Annotated in this window: 18 protein-coding genes; 7 read left to right on the forward strand and 11 right to left on the reverse strand. The window is 62.3% G+C overall.

From position 1 onward, the window contains the following. Positions 1 to 20: 20 nt before the first annotated feature. Complete coding sequence (locus tag C0Z16_RS14270) at positions 21 to 911, reverse strand: IclR family transcriptional regulator (RefSeq protein ID WP_102632790.1); 891 nt, start codon at positions 909 to 911, stop codon at positions 21 to 23. Positions 912 to 1,188: 277 nt separating this feature from the next. Here C0Z16_RS14270 and C0Z16_RS14275 point away from each other — a divergent pair, with 277 nt between their 5' ends. The 7 genes from C0Z16_RS14275 to C0Z16_RS14305 are packed head-to-tail and all read left to right on the forward strand — an operon-like array spanning position 1,189 to position 8,029. Beyond that, entirely contained in the window at positions 1,189 to 2,280 is a 1,092-nt protein-coding gene (locus C0Z16_RS14275) for an ABC transporter ATP-binding protein (RefSeq protein WP_102632791.1), read from the forward strand. Beyond that, a complete protein-coding gene (locus tag C0Z16_RS14280) occupies positions 2,273 to 3,187 on the forward strand; it encodes an ABC transporter permease (protein ID WP_102632792.1) in 915 nt (304 codons plus the stop codon). Before C0Z16_RS14275 ends, C0Z16_RS14280 begins: the two co-directional genes overlap by 8 nt. A 25-nt stretch (positions 3,188 to 3,212) precedes the next feature. Continuing rightward, positions 3,213 to 4,007: an ABC transporter permease gene (locus tag C0Z16_RS14285; RefSeq protein WP_102632793.1), complete on the forward strand. Its 795-nt coding sequence runs from the start codon at positions 3,213 to 3,215 to the stop codon at positions 4,005 to 4,007. A gap of 23 nt (positions 4,008 to 4,030) precedes the next feature. Next, the gene (locus C0Z16_RS14290) at positions 4,031 to 4,399 is read left to right on the forward strand and encodes a (2Fe-2S)-binding protein (RefSeq protein WP_244201240.1); all 369 of its coding nucleotides are present in this window, start codon (positions 4,031 to 4,033) and stop codon (positions 4,397 to 4,399) included. Beyond that, positions 4,396 to 5,829, forward strand: a complete 1,434-nt coding sequence (locus tag C0Z16_RS14295; RefSeq protein ID WP_102632795.1) for an FAD/NAD(P)-dependent oxidoreductase — start codon at positions 4,396 to 4,398, stop codon at positions 5,827 to 5,829. Before C0Z16_RS14290 ends, C0Z16_RS14295 begins: the two co-directional genes overlap by 4 nt. Further along, the gene (locus C0Z16_RS14300; protein ID WP_102632796.1) at positions 5,822 to 6,949 is read left to right on the forward strand and encodes an NAD(P)/FAD-dependent oxidoreductase; all 1,128 of its coding nucleotides are present in this window, start codon (positions 5,822 to 5,824) and stop codon (positions 6,947 to 6,949) included. Before C0Z16_RS14295 ends, C0Z16_RS14300 begins: the two co-directional genes overlap by 8 nt. Before the next feature lie 33 nt (positions 6,950 to 6,982). Then, on the forward strand, positions 6,983 to 8,029 hold the full coding sequence (locus C0Z16_RS14305) for an ABC transporter substrate-binding protein (RefSeq protein WP_102632797.1): 1,047 nt from the start codon (positions 6,983 to 6,985) through the stop codon (positions 8,027 to 8,029). An 80-nt stretch (positions 8,030 to 8,109) separates the two neighbouring features. Here C0Z16_RS14305 and C0Z16_RS14310 read toward each other — a convergent pair whose 3' ends face one another. From C0Z16_RS14310 to C0Z16_RS14355, 10 genes are all read right to left on the reverse strand, one after another. Beyond that, positions 8,110 to 8,409 (reverse strand): hypothetical protein, encoded by a 300-nt coding sequence (locus C0Z16_RS14310; RefSeq protein WP_102632798.1) that lies wholly within the window; start codon positions 8,407 to 8,409, stop codon positions 8,110 to 8,112. Positions 8,410 to 8,465: 56 nt separating this feature from the next. Further along, positions 8,466 to 9,401 carry a 2-dehydropantoate 2-reductase gene (gene panE, locus C0Z16_RS14315; RefSeq protein WP_102632799.1) on the reverse strand — a complete coding sequence of 312 codons (936 nt, stop codon included), beginning with the start codon at positions 9,399 to 9,401 and terminating at the stop codon, positions 8,466 to 8,468. An 89-nt stretch (positions 9,402 to 9,490) separates the two neighbouring features. Continuing rightward, complete coding sequence (locus tag C0Z16_RS14320) at positions 9,491 to 10,456, reverse strand: nucleoside hydrolase (RefSeq protein WP_102632800.1); 966 nt, start codon at positions 10,454 to 10,456, stop codon at positions 9,491 to 9,493. Further along, entirely contained in the window at positions 10,453 to 10,842 is a 390-nt protein-coding gene (locus C0Z16_RS14325; RefSeq protein WP_102632801.1) for a cytidine deaminase, read from the reverse strand. The genes C0Z16_RS14320 and C0Z16_RS14325 overlap by 4 nt, the downstream gene beginning before the upstream one ends. After that, positions 10,839 to 11,120: a Na+ dependent nucleoside transporter N-terminal domain-containing protein gene (locus tag C0Z16_RS14330; protein WP_102632802.1), complete on the reverse strand. Its 282-nt coding sequence runs from the start codon at positions 11,118 to 11,120 to the stop codon at positions 10,839 to 10,841. Before C0Z16_RS14330 ends, C0Z16_RS14325 begins: the two co-directional genes overlap by 4 nt. A gap of 76 nt (positions 11,121 to 11,196) precedes the next feature. After that, on the reverse strand, positions 11,197 to 11,406 hold the full coding sequence (locus C0Z16_RS14335) for a hypothetical protein (protein WP_102632803.1): 210 nt from the start codon (positions 11,404 to 11,406) through the stop codon (positions 11,197 to 11,199). A gap of 29 nt (positions 11,407 to 11,435) precedes the next feature. After that, complete coding sequence (locus C0Z16_RS14340; RefSeq protein WP_102632804.1) at positions 11,436 to 11,681, reverse strand: hypothetical protein; 246 nt, start codon at positions 11,679 to 11,681, stop codon at positions 11,436 to 11,438. 127 nt (positions 11,682 to 11,808) lie between these two features. Next, positions 11,809 to 12,441 carry a response regulator gene (locus tag C0Z16_RS14345; RefSeq protein ID WP_102632805.1) on the reverse strand — a complete coding sequence of 211 codons (633 nt, stop codon included), beginning with the start codon at positions 12,439 to 12,441 and terminating at the stop codon, positions 11,809 to 11,811. A gap of 1 nt (position 12,442) precedes the next feature. Beyond that, positions 12,443 to 14,068 (reverse strand): hybrid sensor histidine kinase/response regulator, encoded by a 1,626-nt coding sequence (locus C0Z16_RS14350; protein WP_102632806.1) that lies wholly within the window; start codon positions 14,066 to 14,068, stop codon positions 12,443 to 12,445. Further along, the gene (locus tag C0Z16_RS14355; protein ID WP_102632807.1) at positions 14,065 to 16,221 is read right to left on the reverse strand and encodes a hybrid sensor histidine kinase/response regulator; all 2,157 of its coding nucleotides are present in this window, start codon (positions 16,219 to 16,221) and stop codon (positions 14,065 to 14,067) included. The genes C0Z16_RS14350 and C0Z16_RS14355 overlap by 4 nt, the downstream gene beginning before the upstream one ends. Between the last annotated feature and the right edge of the window lie 130 nt (positions 16,222 to 16,351).

The raw sequence follows: 16,351 nt of genomic DNA on the forward strand, positions 1-16,351 counted from the left end.
GCGCCGGTGAAGGTGTTGGCTTATTCCTGCACCGAGCCGGCAATACGCGCGCTTGTCATCGCGCGCGACAGACCATGCATGGGCCGCCGCAACGCGACGTCGAACGGATTGGTTTGCGGGCCGATCGCTTCGGCCTGACGGCGCAGCAGTTCGACAACCATCGGCAGGCGGTCGTCGCCCAAACGCGCGGCCAGCGTGCCGACACTCAATGCAGCGACCGCCACGCCGGTACGATCGAGAATCGGCACGGCCACGCCCGCCATGCCGTCGAGCACGCCGCTATTGCGGCCCGCGTAACCCAACTGCCGCACGCGTTCGATTTCGGTGCGCAAATACACTTCGTCGAGCACGCCGTAGCCGCGAATGCGCGGCACGTTGAAGCGAATGATTTCCTCGCGCTCCGCCTCGGGCAGAAACGCGAGAATCGCAAGACTCCCCTGCCCCACACCCAACGCCACGCGTCCGCCGACATCGCCCGTGAACGAGCGAATGGGAAACGGCCCTTCGCAGATGTCGAGACACACCGCATCGAAACTGCTTTTGACGAGCAAAAAGATGGTGTCGCCAAGACTCGCGCAAAGCCTCAGCAACGCAGGGCGGCATAGCGTACGCATGCCGCTCGGATTGCCGGCTTGCGCCGCGAGCGCGAAGAAATTGACGCTCAGCCGGTAAAGCTTCGAGCTTTCGTCCTGTTCGACGATGCCTTCCGCGATCAACGCGTGCAGGATGCGATGCACCGTGCCTTGCGTTAGCCCCACCGCTTTCGCGAGACGCGTGACGCGGCCACCATCCGGTTGCGCGTCTGACAATGCGCGAATCACGGCGAAGGCGCGTTCCAGCATTCCCGTGCCGGGCAACGCGCCGGTTTCCGCAGTGTTGCTAGCAGTATCTCGTCTGGCGGCAGCATTCATCTCGTAGGCTCGTGTTTATTCCATTGGCCGGAACACTATAAAGCGTTTCGTCCGCAAGTGGAATGATGCACGACCTCACACGCGTGTGGCCTCATGTCTGCATTTCATAGGGATTCTCCCGACATCGTCTGACGGAACGATCCGGCCCATGCATTCACCGTTCGTTCCATTCTCTGGAATATTTTTTAATCTTATACCGGCAAACGGAATTTCAAATTGACGTCTCGTAATTTGGCTGGCTAGAGTCGGCTCCATCGAGGCATCCAAAGGCCACATCATGTCGTTCCTCACACTCACAGACGTCACGAAATCGTTCGGCGAGCTTCAGGCAGTCGCGGACGTCAACCTGTCGGTGGAAAAAGGCGAGTTCGTTTCGTTGCTCGGGCCGTCCGGTTGCGGCAAGACGACGACGTTGCAGATGATCGCCGGCTTCCTCGAAACGACACGTGGACGCATCACGCTCGACGGCCGCGACATCACGCATATGAAGCCGAACAAACGCGGCCTCGGCGTGGTGTTCCAAAGCTACGCGCTGTTCCCACATATGAGCGTGGCGGAGAACGTCGGCTTCGGGCTCGAAATGCGCAACATCGACAAAGCGGAGCGCAAGGAGCGAGTGCGCGAAGCACTCTCGCTCGTGCGGCTCGATCAACTCGCGCATCGCTTTCCACGTGAACTGTCGGGCGGCCAGCGGCAACGCGTGGCGATTGCGCGCGCCATCGTGATCGCGCCGCCCGTGCTGCTGCTCGACGAACCGATGTCGAATCTCGACGCCAAGCTGCGTGAAGACATGCAGTTCGAACTGCGCGGCATTCAACGCAAGATCGGCACGACGACGATCATGGTCACGCACGATCAATCGGAAGCGCTATCCATCAGCGACCGCGTCGTGGTGATGGAAGCCGGCCGCATCACGCAGATCGACACGCCATACGAGGCATATGAGCGGCCCGAGAATCGCTTCGTCTCGCAGTTCATCGGCAAGGCCAATATGCTGCCGGGCACAGTGATCGCGCGCGACGGCGACGCGATCCGCATCGACCTCGGACACGATCTCTGCGAGACCGGCCGCACCGCGCAATTGCCGATGCGCGAGCGCCTGGTCGACGTGGGCGATGCGGTGACGCTCTGCATTCGCCCGGAAAAACTGCGCCTGTGCGCGCCGAACGCGGGACGGGTACCCGCTACCGTGTCGAGCCGCTTCTTCCTCGGCAGCCAATGGCTGTATCGCCTCGACAGCCGGCTCGGCGAAGTGCTCGTGTGTTGCCAGAACGAAGGCAATGAGCCGCTACCGGAAGGCGCGACGGTCGGCGTCGACTGGAATAGCGAAGCGATCCGCTTCATTCAACGGGACGCACATCATGGCTAGCGCGCTGCCCGCAACGGAGAACGGCAAAGTGCAGTCTGCCGGCGCACGGCGCGCGCCGTGGCGCGCGTTCCTGCCGCTGTGGCTGATGTGCCTGCCGGCGTTCCTGCTGTTCGTCGCGCTCGTGCTCGTGCCGCTCGTCATGACGCTGGTGCTCAGTTTCTATCGCTTCGATCCGGCAAGCGGCCCGCTGGCCGCGATCCAGTTCGGCAATTACGCGGAAGTGTTGGGTTCATCGTATTTCCATACAATCTTTCTGCGCACGTTCGGCATCGCGTTTCTCGTCACGCTGCTGTGCGTCGCCATCGGCACGCCCGAAGCGTATGTGCTGTCGCGCATGCGCGATCCGTATCGTTCGATGTTTCTGCTGGTGATTCTCGCGCCGCTGCTCGTCTCGGTGGTGGTGCGCGCGTTTGGCTGGAGCATGCTGCTCAACAGCAACGGTCTCGTGAACCAGGCGTTCGGCCTCGTCGGGCTCGGACCATACAAGCTCGAATACACGACCTTTGCCATCGTCATCGCACTCGTGCACGTGATGCTGCCCTTCATGGTGATTCCCGTGTGGACCGCGTTGCAAAAGCTCGATCCGCAAACAGAAAACGCGGCGCTTTCGCTGATGGCCTCGCCCGCCACGACGCTGCGCCGCATCGTGCTGCCGCAACTTACGCCTGGCATTCTGTCGGGCAGCCTGATGGTGTTCGGCTTGTCGGCGAGCGCATTCGCGATTCCGGGCCTGCTCGGCGGACGCCGCCTGAAAGTCGCTGCAACCGCCGTCTACGACGAATTCCTTGGTTCGCTGAACTGGCCGCTCGGTGCGACCATCGCGCTGCTGTTGCTGGTCGCGAACCTGATCGTGATGCTCACTTACTACCGGGTTCTGGAGCGCAGGTACACCAGAAGCCTGGGTTGATACCACGGCTCCGCGCGAAAACAACATGAGAAAGAACGGTCCCATTGCGCTGATTTTCCACACGCTCGTCATTGCGTTCGTGCTCGCGCCCCTCGTGATCGTCGTGCTGGTCGCCTTCACGCCCGACGAAACGCTCACGCTACCTACGCACGGTGTATCGCTGCGCTGGTTTCGAGCGATCCTCAATTACCCCGACTTCATCTCGGCGTTCGCTAACAGCCTGAAGCTCGCGTTTGCTTCGGCGACGCTCTCGCTGATCGTGGCACTGCCCGCCGCGCTCGCTATCGGCCGCGCGCGCTTTCCGGGCCGCGCATTTCTCAATGGCCTGCTGTTGTCGCCGCTCGTGATCCCCGGTCTCGTGCTCGGCATTGCGTTGCTGCGTTTTTTCGCGCTGATCGGCGCGACGGGCTCGTTCACATGGCTGATCGTCGCGCACATGATCATCATCACGCCGTTCGTGATGCGGCTCGTGCTGGCTTCGGTAAGCGGCCTGGACCGCAGCGTCGAACATGCGGCGCATTCGCTCGGCGCCGATCCATGGACGGCGTTTCGCCGCATCACGTTGCCGATGATTCTGCCGGGCATCACGGGCGGCTGGCTGCTCGCCTTCATCAACAGCTTCGACGAACTCACGATGTCGATCTTCGTGACGTCGCCGCAAACCGTCACCCTGCCGGTTCGCATGTACATGTACGCGACCGAATCCATCGATCCTATGATGGCCTCCGTCTCCGCGCTGGTGATCTTCATTACCGCCGGCGCGATGCTGCTGCTCGATCGCGTATATGGGCTCAACCGCATTCTGATCGGCCAGCACTGATGTCATCTTCTGTTCACGCTCTCATGCCGTCCAACTTGCCGTCACTTGAAACCGCTGCGCTCACGCGCGAGCCGCAATTTGTGCGCGTCGCCGAAACGCAGCGCGAACCGCTGCGCTTTTATCTCGACGGCCGTGAGGTCTCCGCACTGCAAGGCGATACGTTGCTGACGGCTGTGCTGATGCAACAGCGCCGCGTGCGCGACAGCGAATTCAGCGGCGCGCCGCGTGCCGGCTTCTGTCTGATCGGCGCATGCCAGGACTGCTGGATGCGCACCGAGGACGGCAAGCGTCTGCGCGCCTGCTCGACGCTCGCCGCCGAAGGATTGCGGGTGCTGACGCGGATCGGCTCGGTGGCCGAGCAAGCGCAAACACCAAGCGGAGATGCACAATGAGCGACGATCGCCGAGTCGTGATTGTCGGAGCGGGACCGGCCGGCGTGCGCGCTGCACAAACGTTGGTCGCGGCAGGCGTGCGCCCCATCGTCATCGATGAGAATGCGCGCTGGGGCGGACAGATTTATCGACAGCCGCCGGCATACGGCGGTTTTCAGCGCTCGAAAAAAACGCTCTACGGTTTCGAAGCGCGCAAGGCCGACGCGTTGCATACGACAATGGCCGCGCTGCTGCCTCACATCGACTATCGCCCCGACACACTGGCATGGGCTTGCGAAGCGGACCGCCTCGACACGCTTCAGGCGGGACGCGAAATCAGTGTGCCGTTCTCGCATCTGATCATCGCGAGCGGCGCGACCGACCGCGTTCTGCCGATGCCAGGCTGGACTTTGCCCGGCGTCTACACGCTCGGCGCGGCACAGGTCGCGTTAAAAGCGCAAGGCTGTGCAATCGGCCGACGCGTGGTGCTCGCGGGCACCGGGCCGTTGCTGTATCTCGTGGCATATCAGTACGTGAAAGCCGGCGCCCAGGTGGTGGCCGTGCTCGACACCAGCCCGCTTTCGCAACAGCTCGCCGCCGTACCCAGGCTCGCACGCGTTCCGTCGACGTTCGCCAAGGGCTTGTACTACGTCGGTTGGCTCAAGGCTCACCGCATACGAATCGAGCGTGGTGTGAAACTGGTTGGCATTCGTGGTGCGCAAAACGTCGAAGCAATCGAATGGCGCGCTTCGCAGAATGATTCGGTAACCGAAACAATTTCCTGCGACGCAGTCGGCATCAGCTTCGGCCTGAGGCCCGAAACGCAACTCGCCGATCTCGCGGGATGCCGTTTCCGCTTCGATGCACTCAACCGTTGCTGGCTGCCCGAATTCGACGCTGCCGGACGCAGCTCCGTGCGCGGCCTCTATCTGGCTGGCGACGGTGCCGGCATTGCGGGCGCCGACGCCGCTGAACTTGCCGGACGCCGTGCCGCGCTGGCGTTGCTCGACGACCTGGCCATACCGCATCCACGCGGACCCGGCATGCGCGATGCCGCCTCGCTGGAACGCAGCCTGCAACGTATCGCCGTTTTTCGCGCGGGCATTGAAACCGCCTTCGCGCCACCCGCACAATGCGCCGCGCAATGGCCCGACGACATGACCGTCTGCCGCTGCGAGGAAGTCGACGCGGGTACGTTGCGGCGTTGCATCCGCGGTGGCGAGGCGAATGAGATCAACCGTCTGAAGGCGCTCACACGCGTCGGCATGGGCCGTTGCCAGGGACGCATGTGCGGCGAAGCCGCGCTTCTATTGCTCGCCGAAGAGACCGGCCGCCCGCTCGAGGCAGTTGGCCGCCTGCGCAGCCAACCGCCGGTCAAGCCGATTCCGTTGTCCCCCGCCATGTATGCCGACAACGTCGCTGAGATTCCCGTGGAGGCCCGCGATGAGTGACACGCTGCACTACGACGTGGCGATTGCGGGCGGTGGCCTCGTCGGTTCATCGGCGGCACTCGCGCTTGTGAAACGCGGCTTGCGCGTAGGTCTCTTCGAGCGGCGCTTTTGCGGCGCACAGGCGAGCGGCGTGAACTACGGCGGCGTACGCTGCCAGGGCCGTCCGGTCGAACAGATGCCGCTCGCGATGCGCGCACGACGCATCTGGGACCGCTTGCCGGAGTTGATCGGCATCGACGGTGAATTTACCGTGTCGGGACATTTGCGCCTTGCTCGCAGCGAGAGCGATCTTGCCGCACTTCAGCAATGGGCCGACATGGCGCGCGATTACGGACTGCACGCGCAGTTGATTAGCGGCGCGCAGTTTCGCGAGCGCTATCCATGGCTCGGCGCCGCGGCTATCGGCGGCTCGGTATGTGCGACCGACGGTCATGCGAACCCGCGTCTCGTCTCGCCTGCATTCGCGCGCGCCGCACATGCCGCAGGCGCGGACGTGCGCGAACAGACCGAACTGACCGGCATTCATCACGACGGCAAGCGTTTCCAGATGCGCGCCGGCGATACGCGGATCAGCGCCGACTGGCTCATCAATTCCGCCGGCGCATGGGCGAACACCGTCGCGGGTTACTTCGGCGAGCGAGCGCCGATGAAGCCGATCTATCCGAACATGTGGGTCACCGAGCCGCTGCCGCTTTTCATCACGCACAACCTCGGCGTGTACGGCGGCGGCATCTACGCGCGGCAAGTGGCGCGCGGCAATTGCGTGATCGGCGGCGGACGCGGACACGGCGACGGCGAATACGGTCAACCGTCGACGGAAACCACGCGGGCCGTGATGCGCGACGCGTGCGCGCTGCTGCCCGCGTTGCGCGAGGCGCTATTGATTCGCACATGGAGCGGCGTCGAGGGCGAGACGCCCGACAGCAATCCGATCATCGGGCCGAGCCGCTCGGTGCCGCGTCTGTTGCATGCATTCGGTTTTTCGGGCGGGGGCTTTCTGCTCGCGCCTGGTGTTGGCGAGGTGCTCGCCGATCTCGTCATCGACGGCGCCACGGCCACACCTCTGGACGCTTTTTCGATTGGCCGCTTCGCGCAGCTTGCTACCTCATCCGTCGCTTAGAACCCACGTTTAATGAAACTCAGGAGCCCTTCAATGAAACTGTTCAGGACCATCGCGGCGCTGGCCGCATTGTGTGCATTCGGCGCGGCCGCGCCGGCATGGTCGGAAACGAAGACGATCTACATCGGCATGAATGGCGGTCCGATGGAAAAAGCCTATACGAGCCAGGTGCTGCCCGACTTCGAGAAAGCGAACAATGTGAAAGTGGTCGTGGTGCCGGGCACGTCGTCGGATATTCTCGCAAAGCTGCTTGCGAACAAGGCGAGTCCGCAGATTCACGTCGTGTTTCTCGACGACGGCGTCATGGCGCGCGCGGTCAGCATGGGCGTGTGCAAAAAGCTCGACGACTCGGCGGTGCTCAAGGAGCTCTATCCGTTCGCGCGCATGAAGGACGACATGGGCGCGGGCGTGCAACTCGGCATGACCGGCATTGCGTACAACAAGAAACTGTTCACTGAGAAAGGCTGGGCGCCGCCTACGTCCTGGATGGATTTCGCCGACCCGAAATACAAGGGCAAGGTGGTGTTCCAGTCGGCGTCGAGCAGCACGTTCGGCCTGCACGGCTTTCTCGCGATCAACCGCTTGATGGGCGGCAGCGAGCAGAACGTCGAACCCGGCTTCACGAAATGGGCGAGCACGGTGGGGCCGAACGTGGTTGAGTATGTGCCGAACTCGGCGAAGATTTCGGAAATGGTGCAGACCGGCGAAGCGGGCCTCTTTCCGTTGACGCCGACCGCCGTCGGCGATCTGGCTGACAAGGGCATTCCGGTTGGCTATGTGAATCCGAAGGAAGGTCCGGTGCTGCTGCTCGTCGACCTGTGCGTGGTCAACAACAACCCCGACCCGCAGTTGGCGCAGAAGCTCGCGCAGTTCCTGCTGTCTGCGCCGGCGCAGACCAAAGCCGCCGAAGCCGGCAAGCAGATTCCGACCAACCGTCTCGCGAAGATGACACCGCCGATGCAGCAAAGCCTCGGTAACGTGGAAGACCTCGTGCGCAAAGTCACGGTGGTGGATTGGGACACGATCAACGCGCATCGCGCGCAATGGGACACGCGCTGGAACCGGCAGATCGAACGTTAAGTTTCGCGCTTCGCCTGAATGAAAACGCGCGCCTTGAACTGCTATAAGGCGCGCGTTCTTTGCCTCATGTGACTGCCGGTTTAGAAGATCACCGAGATCGCCACTGCAAACCAGATCGCCATGACGCCTGACAGAAACAGATGTCGCGCAATGCGTATCCTGACGTCGCTGGTTTCGGGCTCGACAGGACTTGTCGCCATCCACGGGACGAGCCCCAGGCAGCCGAAGCCGATCAGCGCGAGCACGAACACGATGACGTCCGCAACGCGCCACCCGGTCGGTTCGTACATGCCCCAGTAGCCGAGAAACGCGATACCGATCGAGAAGATCGTGGCCGACGCGGCACTGAGCGCGGGCACTGATCCGATTGGAGCCGGCATGTTCACCTCCGGTCATTGAGCGGTTACGGCAAACCATCACTCTGACGACTCACGACTTACGAGGTGCGTGTTTGCCTCGCTTCATACGTCTTCAGATGACTATAGGCGATGCGCAGCAGCGACAAACCATGCTCGCTGCTTTGTGCATCACCGCCGCGCGAGATCAGATCGCCGAGAATGTGATCTGCCTCGGTATGCGAGTGGTTTTCCACGTCGCGCAGCATCGACGCCGTGAGCGGCGACGGCGTGAAGAGCGTTTGCATGGCGCGCGCGTCGAAGTCCGGCGCCATCGTGAAGCCCTGGTCTTCCGCAACGGCGCGGCACTCGCCGAGCAGGTTTTCGATCACGCGCTTACCATCGGGCGCGGAGAGAATGTCGCCGATCGAACCGCGCATCAAACACGTGCTCGCCGCGAGCGTGGCGAGGAACACCCACTTTTCCCACATGCGCAGCAGGATGTTCTCGCTGACCGTGACGTCGAAATTCGCGTCGGCCATTGCGTCGGCAATCGTCTGAACTCGCTCGGATACGCCGCCGGCCAGTTCGCCGAAAGTGACCGCATGCATCTCGTTCAGATGCACGATCTGCTGATCGGCGTTGAGCGTCGCGGCGATCACGCATTGACCGCCGAGCACGCGCGATTCGCCGAACTTCTCAATAAGCACGTCGATATGACGCATGCCGTTGAGCATCGGCAGAATCAACGTCGACTCGCCGACGAGCGGTGCGAACGAATCGATGGCGTCGTCGAGACTGTATGCCTTGCAACTCAGCAGCACGACATCGAACGGTTCGGCGCTAACGCCGGCAAGGATCGTTTTGACGCCGTGTTGCGTAAGATCGCCGCGCGGGCTTCTAATAACCAGCCCGTCGCGCTGAAGTTTTTCCGCCCGGCCCGCGCGCACGAGGAAGGTCACGTCCTGTCCCGCCGCTGCGAGTCGTCCGCCGAAGTAGCCGCCCACGGCGCCCGCCCCTACCACTAGAATTCGCATCTTTGGCCTCTTCAGAGAGTGTCGTCGCTCGCTGCAATGTAGCAAAGATTGGCGAAACGCATCGGACAAGCTCGCAGGCGTATAGACGGCTAACGCTTCGCGCAAACGGTGTTCTCGTACAGCGCGAGCATGCCGTCCGCGTCGACGCCGATACACACCTTGCACTCGGGCCGCTTGTCCCAGTCCGGCGCGGGCACCGGCATCGTCGAAGGTTTCTGAATGGTTTGGCCGACCGCAATGCCGTCTGTCAGCACACGCACCGGACCACTGCGCGTCGTATAGAGATGCGGCGCCAGCACGTAAGCCACCGCCGACGAGTCGTGCACATAGATGCCCTTGAGCTGCGCGCTTTGCCGATGAAACGCCTCGTAATGCCGCGACACGTCCCACACGAACTGGCCCGCCGCGCCGCCGCGATCGCGGATCGACGCCAGATAGTCCTGGCTCATGACGGTGCGCTGGGTGACGTCGAGCCCGACAATCGCGACGGGCCACGGCGCGCCGAACACGATGTCCGCGGCGTCGGGGTCGCCCAGAATGTTGGCCTCGGCTGCGGGTGTGACGTTACCGAGTACGCCGTCCGTGCCGAATGCGCCGCCCATCACCACCACCTGCTTCACGAGCGGCGCGATTTGCGGATCATCGGCAAGCGCGAGCGCGAGATTCGTCAGCGGGCCGACTGCAAGCAGCGTGACTTCGCCGGGATGCGCGCGCACGGTGTCGATGATGAACCGGTGCGCGGGCCGCGCATCGAGTGGCGCATGTTCGGAGTCGCCCAGCACGACGTTGCCAAGTCCGTTGTCGCCGTGAATTGATGCAAGCGGCTGCGGCGCGAGGCGTTTGAGCGGCGCCGCCGCGCCCTGTGCGACGGGCACGCCCGGCGCAAATCGGCCCGCGAGAAAGCGCGCATTGTGCGTCGTGGTCTCGATGGTCGCGTTGCCGAATACGCTCGTCAGGCCAAGCAGTTCGATGTCCGGATGCAGCGCCTGAAACACGAGCGCCATTGCATCGTCCACGCCGGGATCGGTGTCGTAGATCAGCTTGTGCTTGCTCATAGATAGAAGGCGTCGGGCAGTTGCTCGCGTGCGGTCGTATCGCGCGTTGCGCCATGCAGATTGCCGAGACGAATCGGCAACTCAGGGCCGCCCAGTTCGATGATCACCTGACGGCACGCGCCACATGGTGCAATCGGGCCGTCCGTATCGCCGATCACGGCCAGCGCGGCAAACTGATCGCGCTGATAACCGGCAGCGATAGCGCTGAAAAACGCGGTACGTTCCGCGCAATTGCACAAACCGTACGACGCATTCTCGACGTTGCAGCCGTCGAACACGCGGCCGTCGTTAGTCAGCAATGCGGCGCCGACCTTGAATTTCGAATACGGCGCATAGGCCCTTTCTCGCGCGACGCCCGCGCGTGCCAGTAGTTCTTCCATGTTCATGCCGACATCCTCGAATCAATTGTGCCGATCACCATCGAGCGCATCACGCCGAGGTAGTCCACCACGGAATCAGCGCGGTCACGAAGGTGATGGCCGGCCGCCGTGGCCGCGACGGTCTTGCCGAGTGGCACAAACAGAATAAACGCGCCGATACAGATCTGCGCGAGCAGTGCACCACTTACAGTCCGTAAGCGAATGTCGCGCCGGTTAGTCGAAAAGAGAAAAACGATCAACCGTAGGACGGCAATGCCGAGGAGGTTCCGCGCGATGAGTGCCATGTATCGTGTTCTTCATATGAAAGTGGCACTGATGCTAAACGAAACTGATGTGGGAGAAAATGCTTTGGAGAAGGAATCAGTGGGATTTGGAAAAGAACACGAACGCGCCTTCTTCCGGCGTCAGGCCAAGGCTGAAGTAGCCTTCGAGCCGCTCAGCATCGGCGTCCTTGAGCGTGAAAGGCGGGCGAATAAAGCCGGAATCGACGGCATGGTCGTACCACACGCTCATCCACATGCGCAGGGCCAGCACCTCCGGTGACACGAAACCCCAATCGTGGTGGGTCATGATCCTGTCTCCGTCACGGTTCTCGCCGCCTACGCGGCAATCGTATTGACCCTCATCGCCGGCCGTTCGTCGGGCGGAAAGACGTGCCAGAATCCGTCGCCATGGCGAAAGAAGAACAGCGTCAGCATACCCGCTTCGCGTTGCGCTTCAACGCAGATACAGCGCCTCAGCCCCTGGCGCGGGCCCGGCTGCAACTGCACGCGGGCGGAGGCCGCGCCGCTTGCGTCCAGCCACTTTTCGATGAGTTCGCGCAATGATCGCTCTGACGCTGCCATATGCCCTCCGCCGGTTCCCATAATGCATCGTAGGCCCCCGTTGGCAGCGCCTCCATCGGCGGCGGCGGAATGTCGGCTCAGGAATGGCTGTTTTGCGTCTCAGGATTCCCTGACATGTTTATCCTGCCTATTCGGCAACGAGTCCGTGCCTGATCGCGTAGCGAATCAGGTCCGCATTATTGGCGAGCCCGAGCTTCTGCATGAGCCGCATCTTGTGCGTGCTGATCGTTTTCGCGCTCAGCGCAAACGCGTCGGCGATTTCGTTCAGGCTCTTGCCGAGCGCGAGCATTTGCAGAACCTGAAACTCGCGGTCGGAAAGAATTTCGTGAGGCGGCGCATCGCCCGAATAGGTTTCGAAGACGATTCCCTCGACCAGTTTCGGGTCGATGAAACGCCCGCCTTCGGCGAGCTTGCGAATCGCAGCGAGCAGCACGTCGGGGTTGCTGTCCTTCGTGACATAACCGGTTGCACCTGCACGCAGTGCGCGCGAGACGACCTGTGCCTCGTTATGGATACTGAGCACGAGCACCGGCAGCGACGGACGTTCTGCGCGCACGCGGCGGATCAGATCGACACCGCTGATGCCGGGCATCGTCATGTCGAGCAGCAGCAGATCGACCTGACATGTACGCAGTTTGTCGATGACTTCCGAGCCTTGAGCCGCTTCGCCGGCGACTACAATGTCGGGCGTCGTTTCGATTATCTGCTTGAGACCTCCGCGCACCAGCGGATGATCGTCGGCAATCAAAAGGTTGATCATTCTAAGGCCCATCCTGAAGCGGTATATGGATTGAAACCGAGGTGCCCGTACCCGGCGCACTGTCGATCAGCAATGTGCCGCCAATCAGACGCGCTCGCTCGCTCATGCCGAGCAATCCGTACGAATAGTCTCTGCGCGCCGCGTCCTGATCGAAACCGCAGCCGTCGTCGCTCACGTGCAGATCGAGTGCCGTCGCAGTGCTCGTCAGCGTGACGTCCGCTCGCGTCGCGCAGGCATGGCGCGCGACGTTGGTCAGCGAGGCTTGCACGATGCGGAACATCGCGGTTGCGTGTGCATCCGAAAGCACAGGCTCGTTGCCGTTCAGGCGGAACTGGCAGGCTAACCCGCTGCGCCGCCCGAAATCGTCGACGAGCCATTCGAGCGCCGACACAATACCGTAATTGAGCGCGGCCGGCCGCAAATGGCTCGCAACATTGCGCACCATCCAGATGGTTCTTTCGACCAGTTCGCGCATATCGTCGGTTCTTTTGGCGAGTTCCAGATCGCCTGAGAGACGCATTTTAAGCAGCGACACATCCATCTTGAGCGCCGTCAGCAGTTGGCCCAATTCGTCGTGAATTTCCATCGCGATACGCTTTCTCTCCTCTTCGCGAATGGCTTCCATATACGCGGACAATTCGCGCAACTGCTCGCGCGACTCCACCAGTTCCTGCTCGATCCGCTTGCGCTCCGTGATGTCGTTGATGCCGACGAAAATCGCGGGCGCGTCGTCGTAGGTAGCGACACGTGCCGTCGCGATGGCCCAGAAAGTGGTGCCGTCCGCTCGCCTGAAATGAACCTCGGTATTGCGAAAACTTCCTTCATGACGCAAATGTTCGACAAGCCGGTCGCGATCCGCGGTGTCCGCATACAGCTCGACGATATTGGCGACGTGGGTCCTCACATAGTCAATGCCGAACAGTTCCCGCAAAGGCTTGTTCGTATACAGGATGTGGCCTTCCGGCATTGACGTGATGCACAGCGGCACCGGACTTGTCTCGGCAATCGTGCGGAAACGGAATTCGCTCGCGAGGAGCCGCGCTTCGGCGCGTCGGCGTTCCTCGATCTGCGACTGGAGCGTCGCATTCGCGCGCGCGAGTTCGTCGGTACGCTGCGCGACGCTGGCTTCGAGCCCGTCGCGCACGCGTGACAATGCGGCTTCGGCTTGCTGACGCACAAGCACTTCATCCTGTAGTTGCCGGTTCTGCGCAATCAGTTTCTGATGCATGCCCCTTAACGCAAGATGCGTGCTGATGCGCGCCATCATCTCGTCGACGTGCACGGGCTTCGTCAGGTAATCGACACCGCCCGCCGAGAATCCCTCGACCATGTCCTCGCTGCCGGTGAGCGACGTCATGAAGATCACGGCGATATCGCGCGTGCGCTCGTCGGACTTCAGGCGCCGGCAGGTTTCGAAACCATCGATGCCGGGCATTCTCACGTCGAGCAGAATCAGATCGGGCTGCGAGAACTGGGCGCGCTGGATCGCCTCGGGACCGTCGAGCGCGACGAGCACCCTGAAGCCGCGCGCTACCAGGCTTTCGACGACGATGGCGAGATTGGCCGGGCTGTCGTCAGCAATCAATACGGTGGCCGGATGGTCGGCGGGAAGAGACGCGTCGTTCATGGGACGGCCTTGCGTTCGAGGTGTTCCTCGACGAAATTCAGCAGCGCCTTCGACTGGTAGCCCTTCGCAAGATTGAGAATCCGCGCGGTGAACAGCGTGTATTGCGCGTTCTGCTTCGCGACGCGTTCCGCCCACAGCGCGATTTCCTGCATGTCGCCGCGACGCGCCAGCAGATGCAATTCTTCGAGTTCGTCGTCGGGTACGGCGAAAACCGGCGCAGCGGAGGCATCCAATGCAGCGGCCAGATTGTCCGACGGTGCGTAAATCCATTCGAGGTGCAGCAAACGCGCGACGTGCGCGAGCAGTTGATCGAAGTCGATCGGTTTGGAGAGGAATGCATTGGCGCCGGCGTCGAGGCTGCGCTGTTCGTCGGCGCCCGAAGGACTCGCCGATGTCGCAATGACCGGCACGTCAGAGAAGCCCTGAATCTGGCGCAATCTGCGGGTCGCTTCGAGTCCGTCCATGTCAGCCATCACAATGTCAGTCACAATTAGCGCCGGGCGCTCGCTCAACGTTTTCGCGAGTCCTTGCCGGCCGCCTGTCGCCTCGACGATCTCGAAGCCGAGCCGGCCGAGGAATTCGACCATCACCGCGCGGTTCATGGCGACGTCGTCGATCACCAGCACCTTGCGGCGCGGTCCGTTGTAGCCCGACACCATGCGCACATCCGCGGCGACCGGCGCAGGCGGCGCGCCCGATGCCGGCTCCAGTTCGAACCAGAATACACTGCCGCGGCCCGGCTGGCTTTGCACGTGAATTTCACTGCCCATCGCGCGAAGAAACTGCTGACTGATTGTCAGACCCAGGCCCGTGCCACCCGCGCCGCGTTCGGCCTGCTCGATCTGTTCGAAGGGCTCGAAAATGGTCTGCAGTTTATCGGCGTCCATCCCTATGCCCGTATCGCGAACCTCGAAACAGACCCTGCCTGCGGCGCTCATTTCGATCAGCAGGCTTACACTGCCGTGATCCGTGAAGTTGAACGCATTCACCAGCAGATTCAGCAGCACCTGGCGCAAGCGCCGTTCGTCCGCGCGGACGGCATCCGGCACATCGGGCGCAACGCGCCAGATAAACTCGACATGGTGTTGCGCGACCTTCACTTCAATGATCTCGCGGATGGCGTCGAGCGTGCCGGCAAGCGGCACATCGTCCATTTCCACGCGCAGCCTGCCCGCTTCGATCCGCGCAAAATCGAGCGCATCGCCGATTAATGCAAGCAGGTGGTCGCCGCTGCGTTGAATCACGCCGACGCCTTCGCGATGCCTCTCGCTCAGACTCGCGTCGCGCCGCAAGATCTGCGCATAACCAAGAATCGCGTTCAACGGCGTGCGCAACTCGTGACTCATATTGGCGAGGAATTCGCCCTTCGCGCGATTGGCCGCTTCGGCTGAACGGCGCGCTTCGCGTTCGACGGCGGCCTCACGCTCGTCGAGATACGCGCGATGCAGCCGGGGGCCCATCGAATTGAACGCCGTGACCACTCGCTCGAGTTCGTCCGGCTCGCGCGGCGGGCGGCGATTCAGCATCAACGGGCTAGCGGGCTGACGAAAATCGTAGCTATCGACGGTTCGTGCAAGAACCACGAGGTGGCGCGTCACGAGCCGCGTCAGAATGTAGATGGTGAAAAGGGAAACCAGGAAGATGTTGGCGGCTTGAGTCGCCAGAATGAGAAGCGCTGTATGCGTGAGGTCGTGGTACAGATCGCTCAACGTTGCCTGCACGTACAGCGTGCCGATACGCTGTTCCTTGCCTTGCACGCGATACACCAGCGGGTATTCGCGCGCTATCGCAGGCCCGCTCGTAAGTTTACCGGCGGAGATCAGCAACGGCGCGGTGCCGCTTCCGGACTGGCGCACCTGAGCGACGCTGATATCCGCAAGGCGCACAATGCCGCCGAGTTCCAGCCGCAGCTGTGCTTCGTCGAGCCGCCACAGCGCCTCGCCAAGACTATCGCGGTAGCTTCTGTCGATATCCGCGAGACGGTTCTCGATGCGCGCAATTCCCGCGCTGTAATCGCGGTGAATTTGCAGCGCGGTCAGCAACAGGGTGAGAACGCAGCTAAACAGTATCGCGATCGCAAGAAGCCGGAGCACGACACTGTGCCGGAACCGCCTCAGCGGATACCACCACTCCCCCATGGGCTTGACAGCCATATTGCCCCCGCAAGCATGGTGATGTCAGTTGCTGTTCTGCGCTCGTGCGGCGACTGCGGTTTTTCAGCGCCCGCTCTGAAAAAGCGGTTGCTGCTGCGTTTTGACGCCATGCATGAGCACCGCCCGATTC

The sequence above is a fragment of the Paraburkholderia rhynchosiae genome, from assembly GCF_002879865.1.
GTDB classification, from domain to species: Bacteria; Pseudomonadota; Gammaproteobacteria; order Burkholderiales; family Burkholderiaceae; genus Paraburkholderia; species Paraburkholderia rhynchosiae.

What these genes read in the sequence shown, in the direction of transcription:
- C0Z16_RS14270 (WP_102632790.1), bottom strand. Translation starts at nt 911, where the DNA reads ATGAATGCTGCCGCCAGACGAGATACTGCTAGCAACACTGCGGAAACC.
- C0Z16_RS14275 (WP_102632791.1), top strand. Translation starts at nt 1,189, where the DNA reads ATGTCGTTCCTCACACTCACAGACGTCACGAAATCGTTCGGCGAGCTT.
- C0Z16_RS14280 (WP_102632792.1), top strand. Translation starts at nt 2,273, where the DNA reads ATGGCTAGCGCGCTGCCCGCAACGGAGAACGGCAAAGTGCAGTCTGCC.
- C0Z16_RS14285 (WP_102632793.1), top strand. Translation starts at nt 3,213, where the DNA reads ATGAGAAAGAACGGTCCCATTGCGCTGATTTTCCACACGCTCGTCATT.
- C0Z16_RS14290 (WP_244201240.1), top strand. Translation starts at nt 4,031, where the DNA reads ATGCCGTCCAACTTGCCGTCACTTGAAACCGCTGCGCTCACGCGCGAG.
- C0Z16_RS14295 (WP_102632795.1), top strand. Translation starts at nt 4,396, where the DNA reads ATGAGCGACGATCGCCGAGTCGTGATTGTCGGAGCGGGACCGGCCGGC.
- C0Z16_RS14300 (WP_102632796.1), top strand. Translation starts at nt 5,822, where the DNA reads ATGAGTGACACGCTGCACTACGACGTGGCGATTGCGGGCGGTGGCCTC.
- C0Z16_RS14305 (WP_102632797.1), top strand. Translation starts at nt 6,983, where the DNA reads ATGAAACTGTTCAGGACCATCGCGGCGCTGGCCGCATTGTGTGCATTC.
- C0Z16_RS14310 (WP_102632798.1), bottom strand. Translation starts at nt 8,409, where the DNA reads ATGCCGGCTCCAATCGGATCAGTGCCCGCGCTCAGTGCCGCGTCGGCC.
- panE (WP_102632799.1), bottom strand. Translation starts at nt 9,401, where the DNA reads ATGCGAATTCTAGTGGTAGGGGCGGGCGCCGTGGGCGGCTACTTCGGC.
- C0Z16_RS14320 (WP_102632800.1), bottom strand. Translation starts at nt 10,456, where the DNA reads ATGAGCAAGCACAAGCTGATCTACGACACCGATCCCGGCGTGGACGAT.
- C0Z16_RS14325 (WP_102632801.1), bottom strand. Translation starts at nt 10,842, where the DNA reads ATGAACATGGAAGAACTACTGGCACGCGCGGGCGTCGCGCGAGAAAGG.
- C0Z16_RS14330 (WP_102632802.1), bottom strand. Translation starts at nt 11,120, where the DNA reads ATGGCACTCATCGCGCGGAACCTCCTCGGCATTGCCGTCCTACGGTTG.
- C0Z16_RS14335 (WP_102632803.1), bottom strand. Translation starts at nt 11,406, where the DNA reads ATGACCCACCACGATTGGGGTTTCGTGTCACCGGAGGTGCTGGCCCTG.
- C0Z16_RS14340 (WP_102632804.1), bottom strand. Translation starts at nt 11,681, where the DNA reads ATGGCAGCGTCAGAGCGATCATTGCGCGAACTCATCGAAAAGTGGCTG.
- C0Z16_RS14345 (WP_102632805.1), bottom strand. Translation starts at nt 12,441, where the DNA reads ATGATCAACCTTTTGATTGCCGACGATCATCCGCTGGTGCGCGGAGGT.
- C0Z16_RS14350 (WP_102632806.1), bottom strand. Translation starts at nt 14,068, where the DNA reads ATGAACGACGCGTCTCTTCCCGCCGACCATCCGGCCACCGTATTGATT.
- C0Z16_RS14355 (WP_102632807.1), bottom strand. Translation starts at nt 16,221, where the DNA reads ATGGCTGTCAAGCCCATGGGGGAGTGGTGGTATCCGCTGAGGCGGTTC.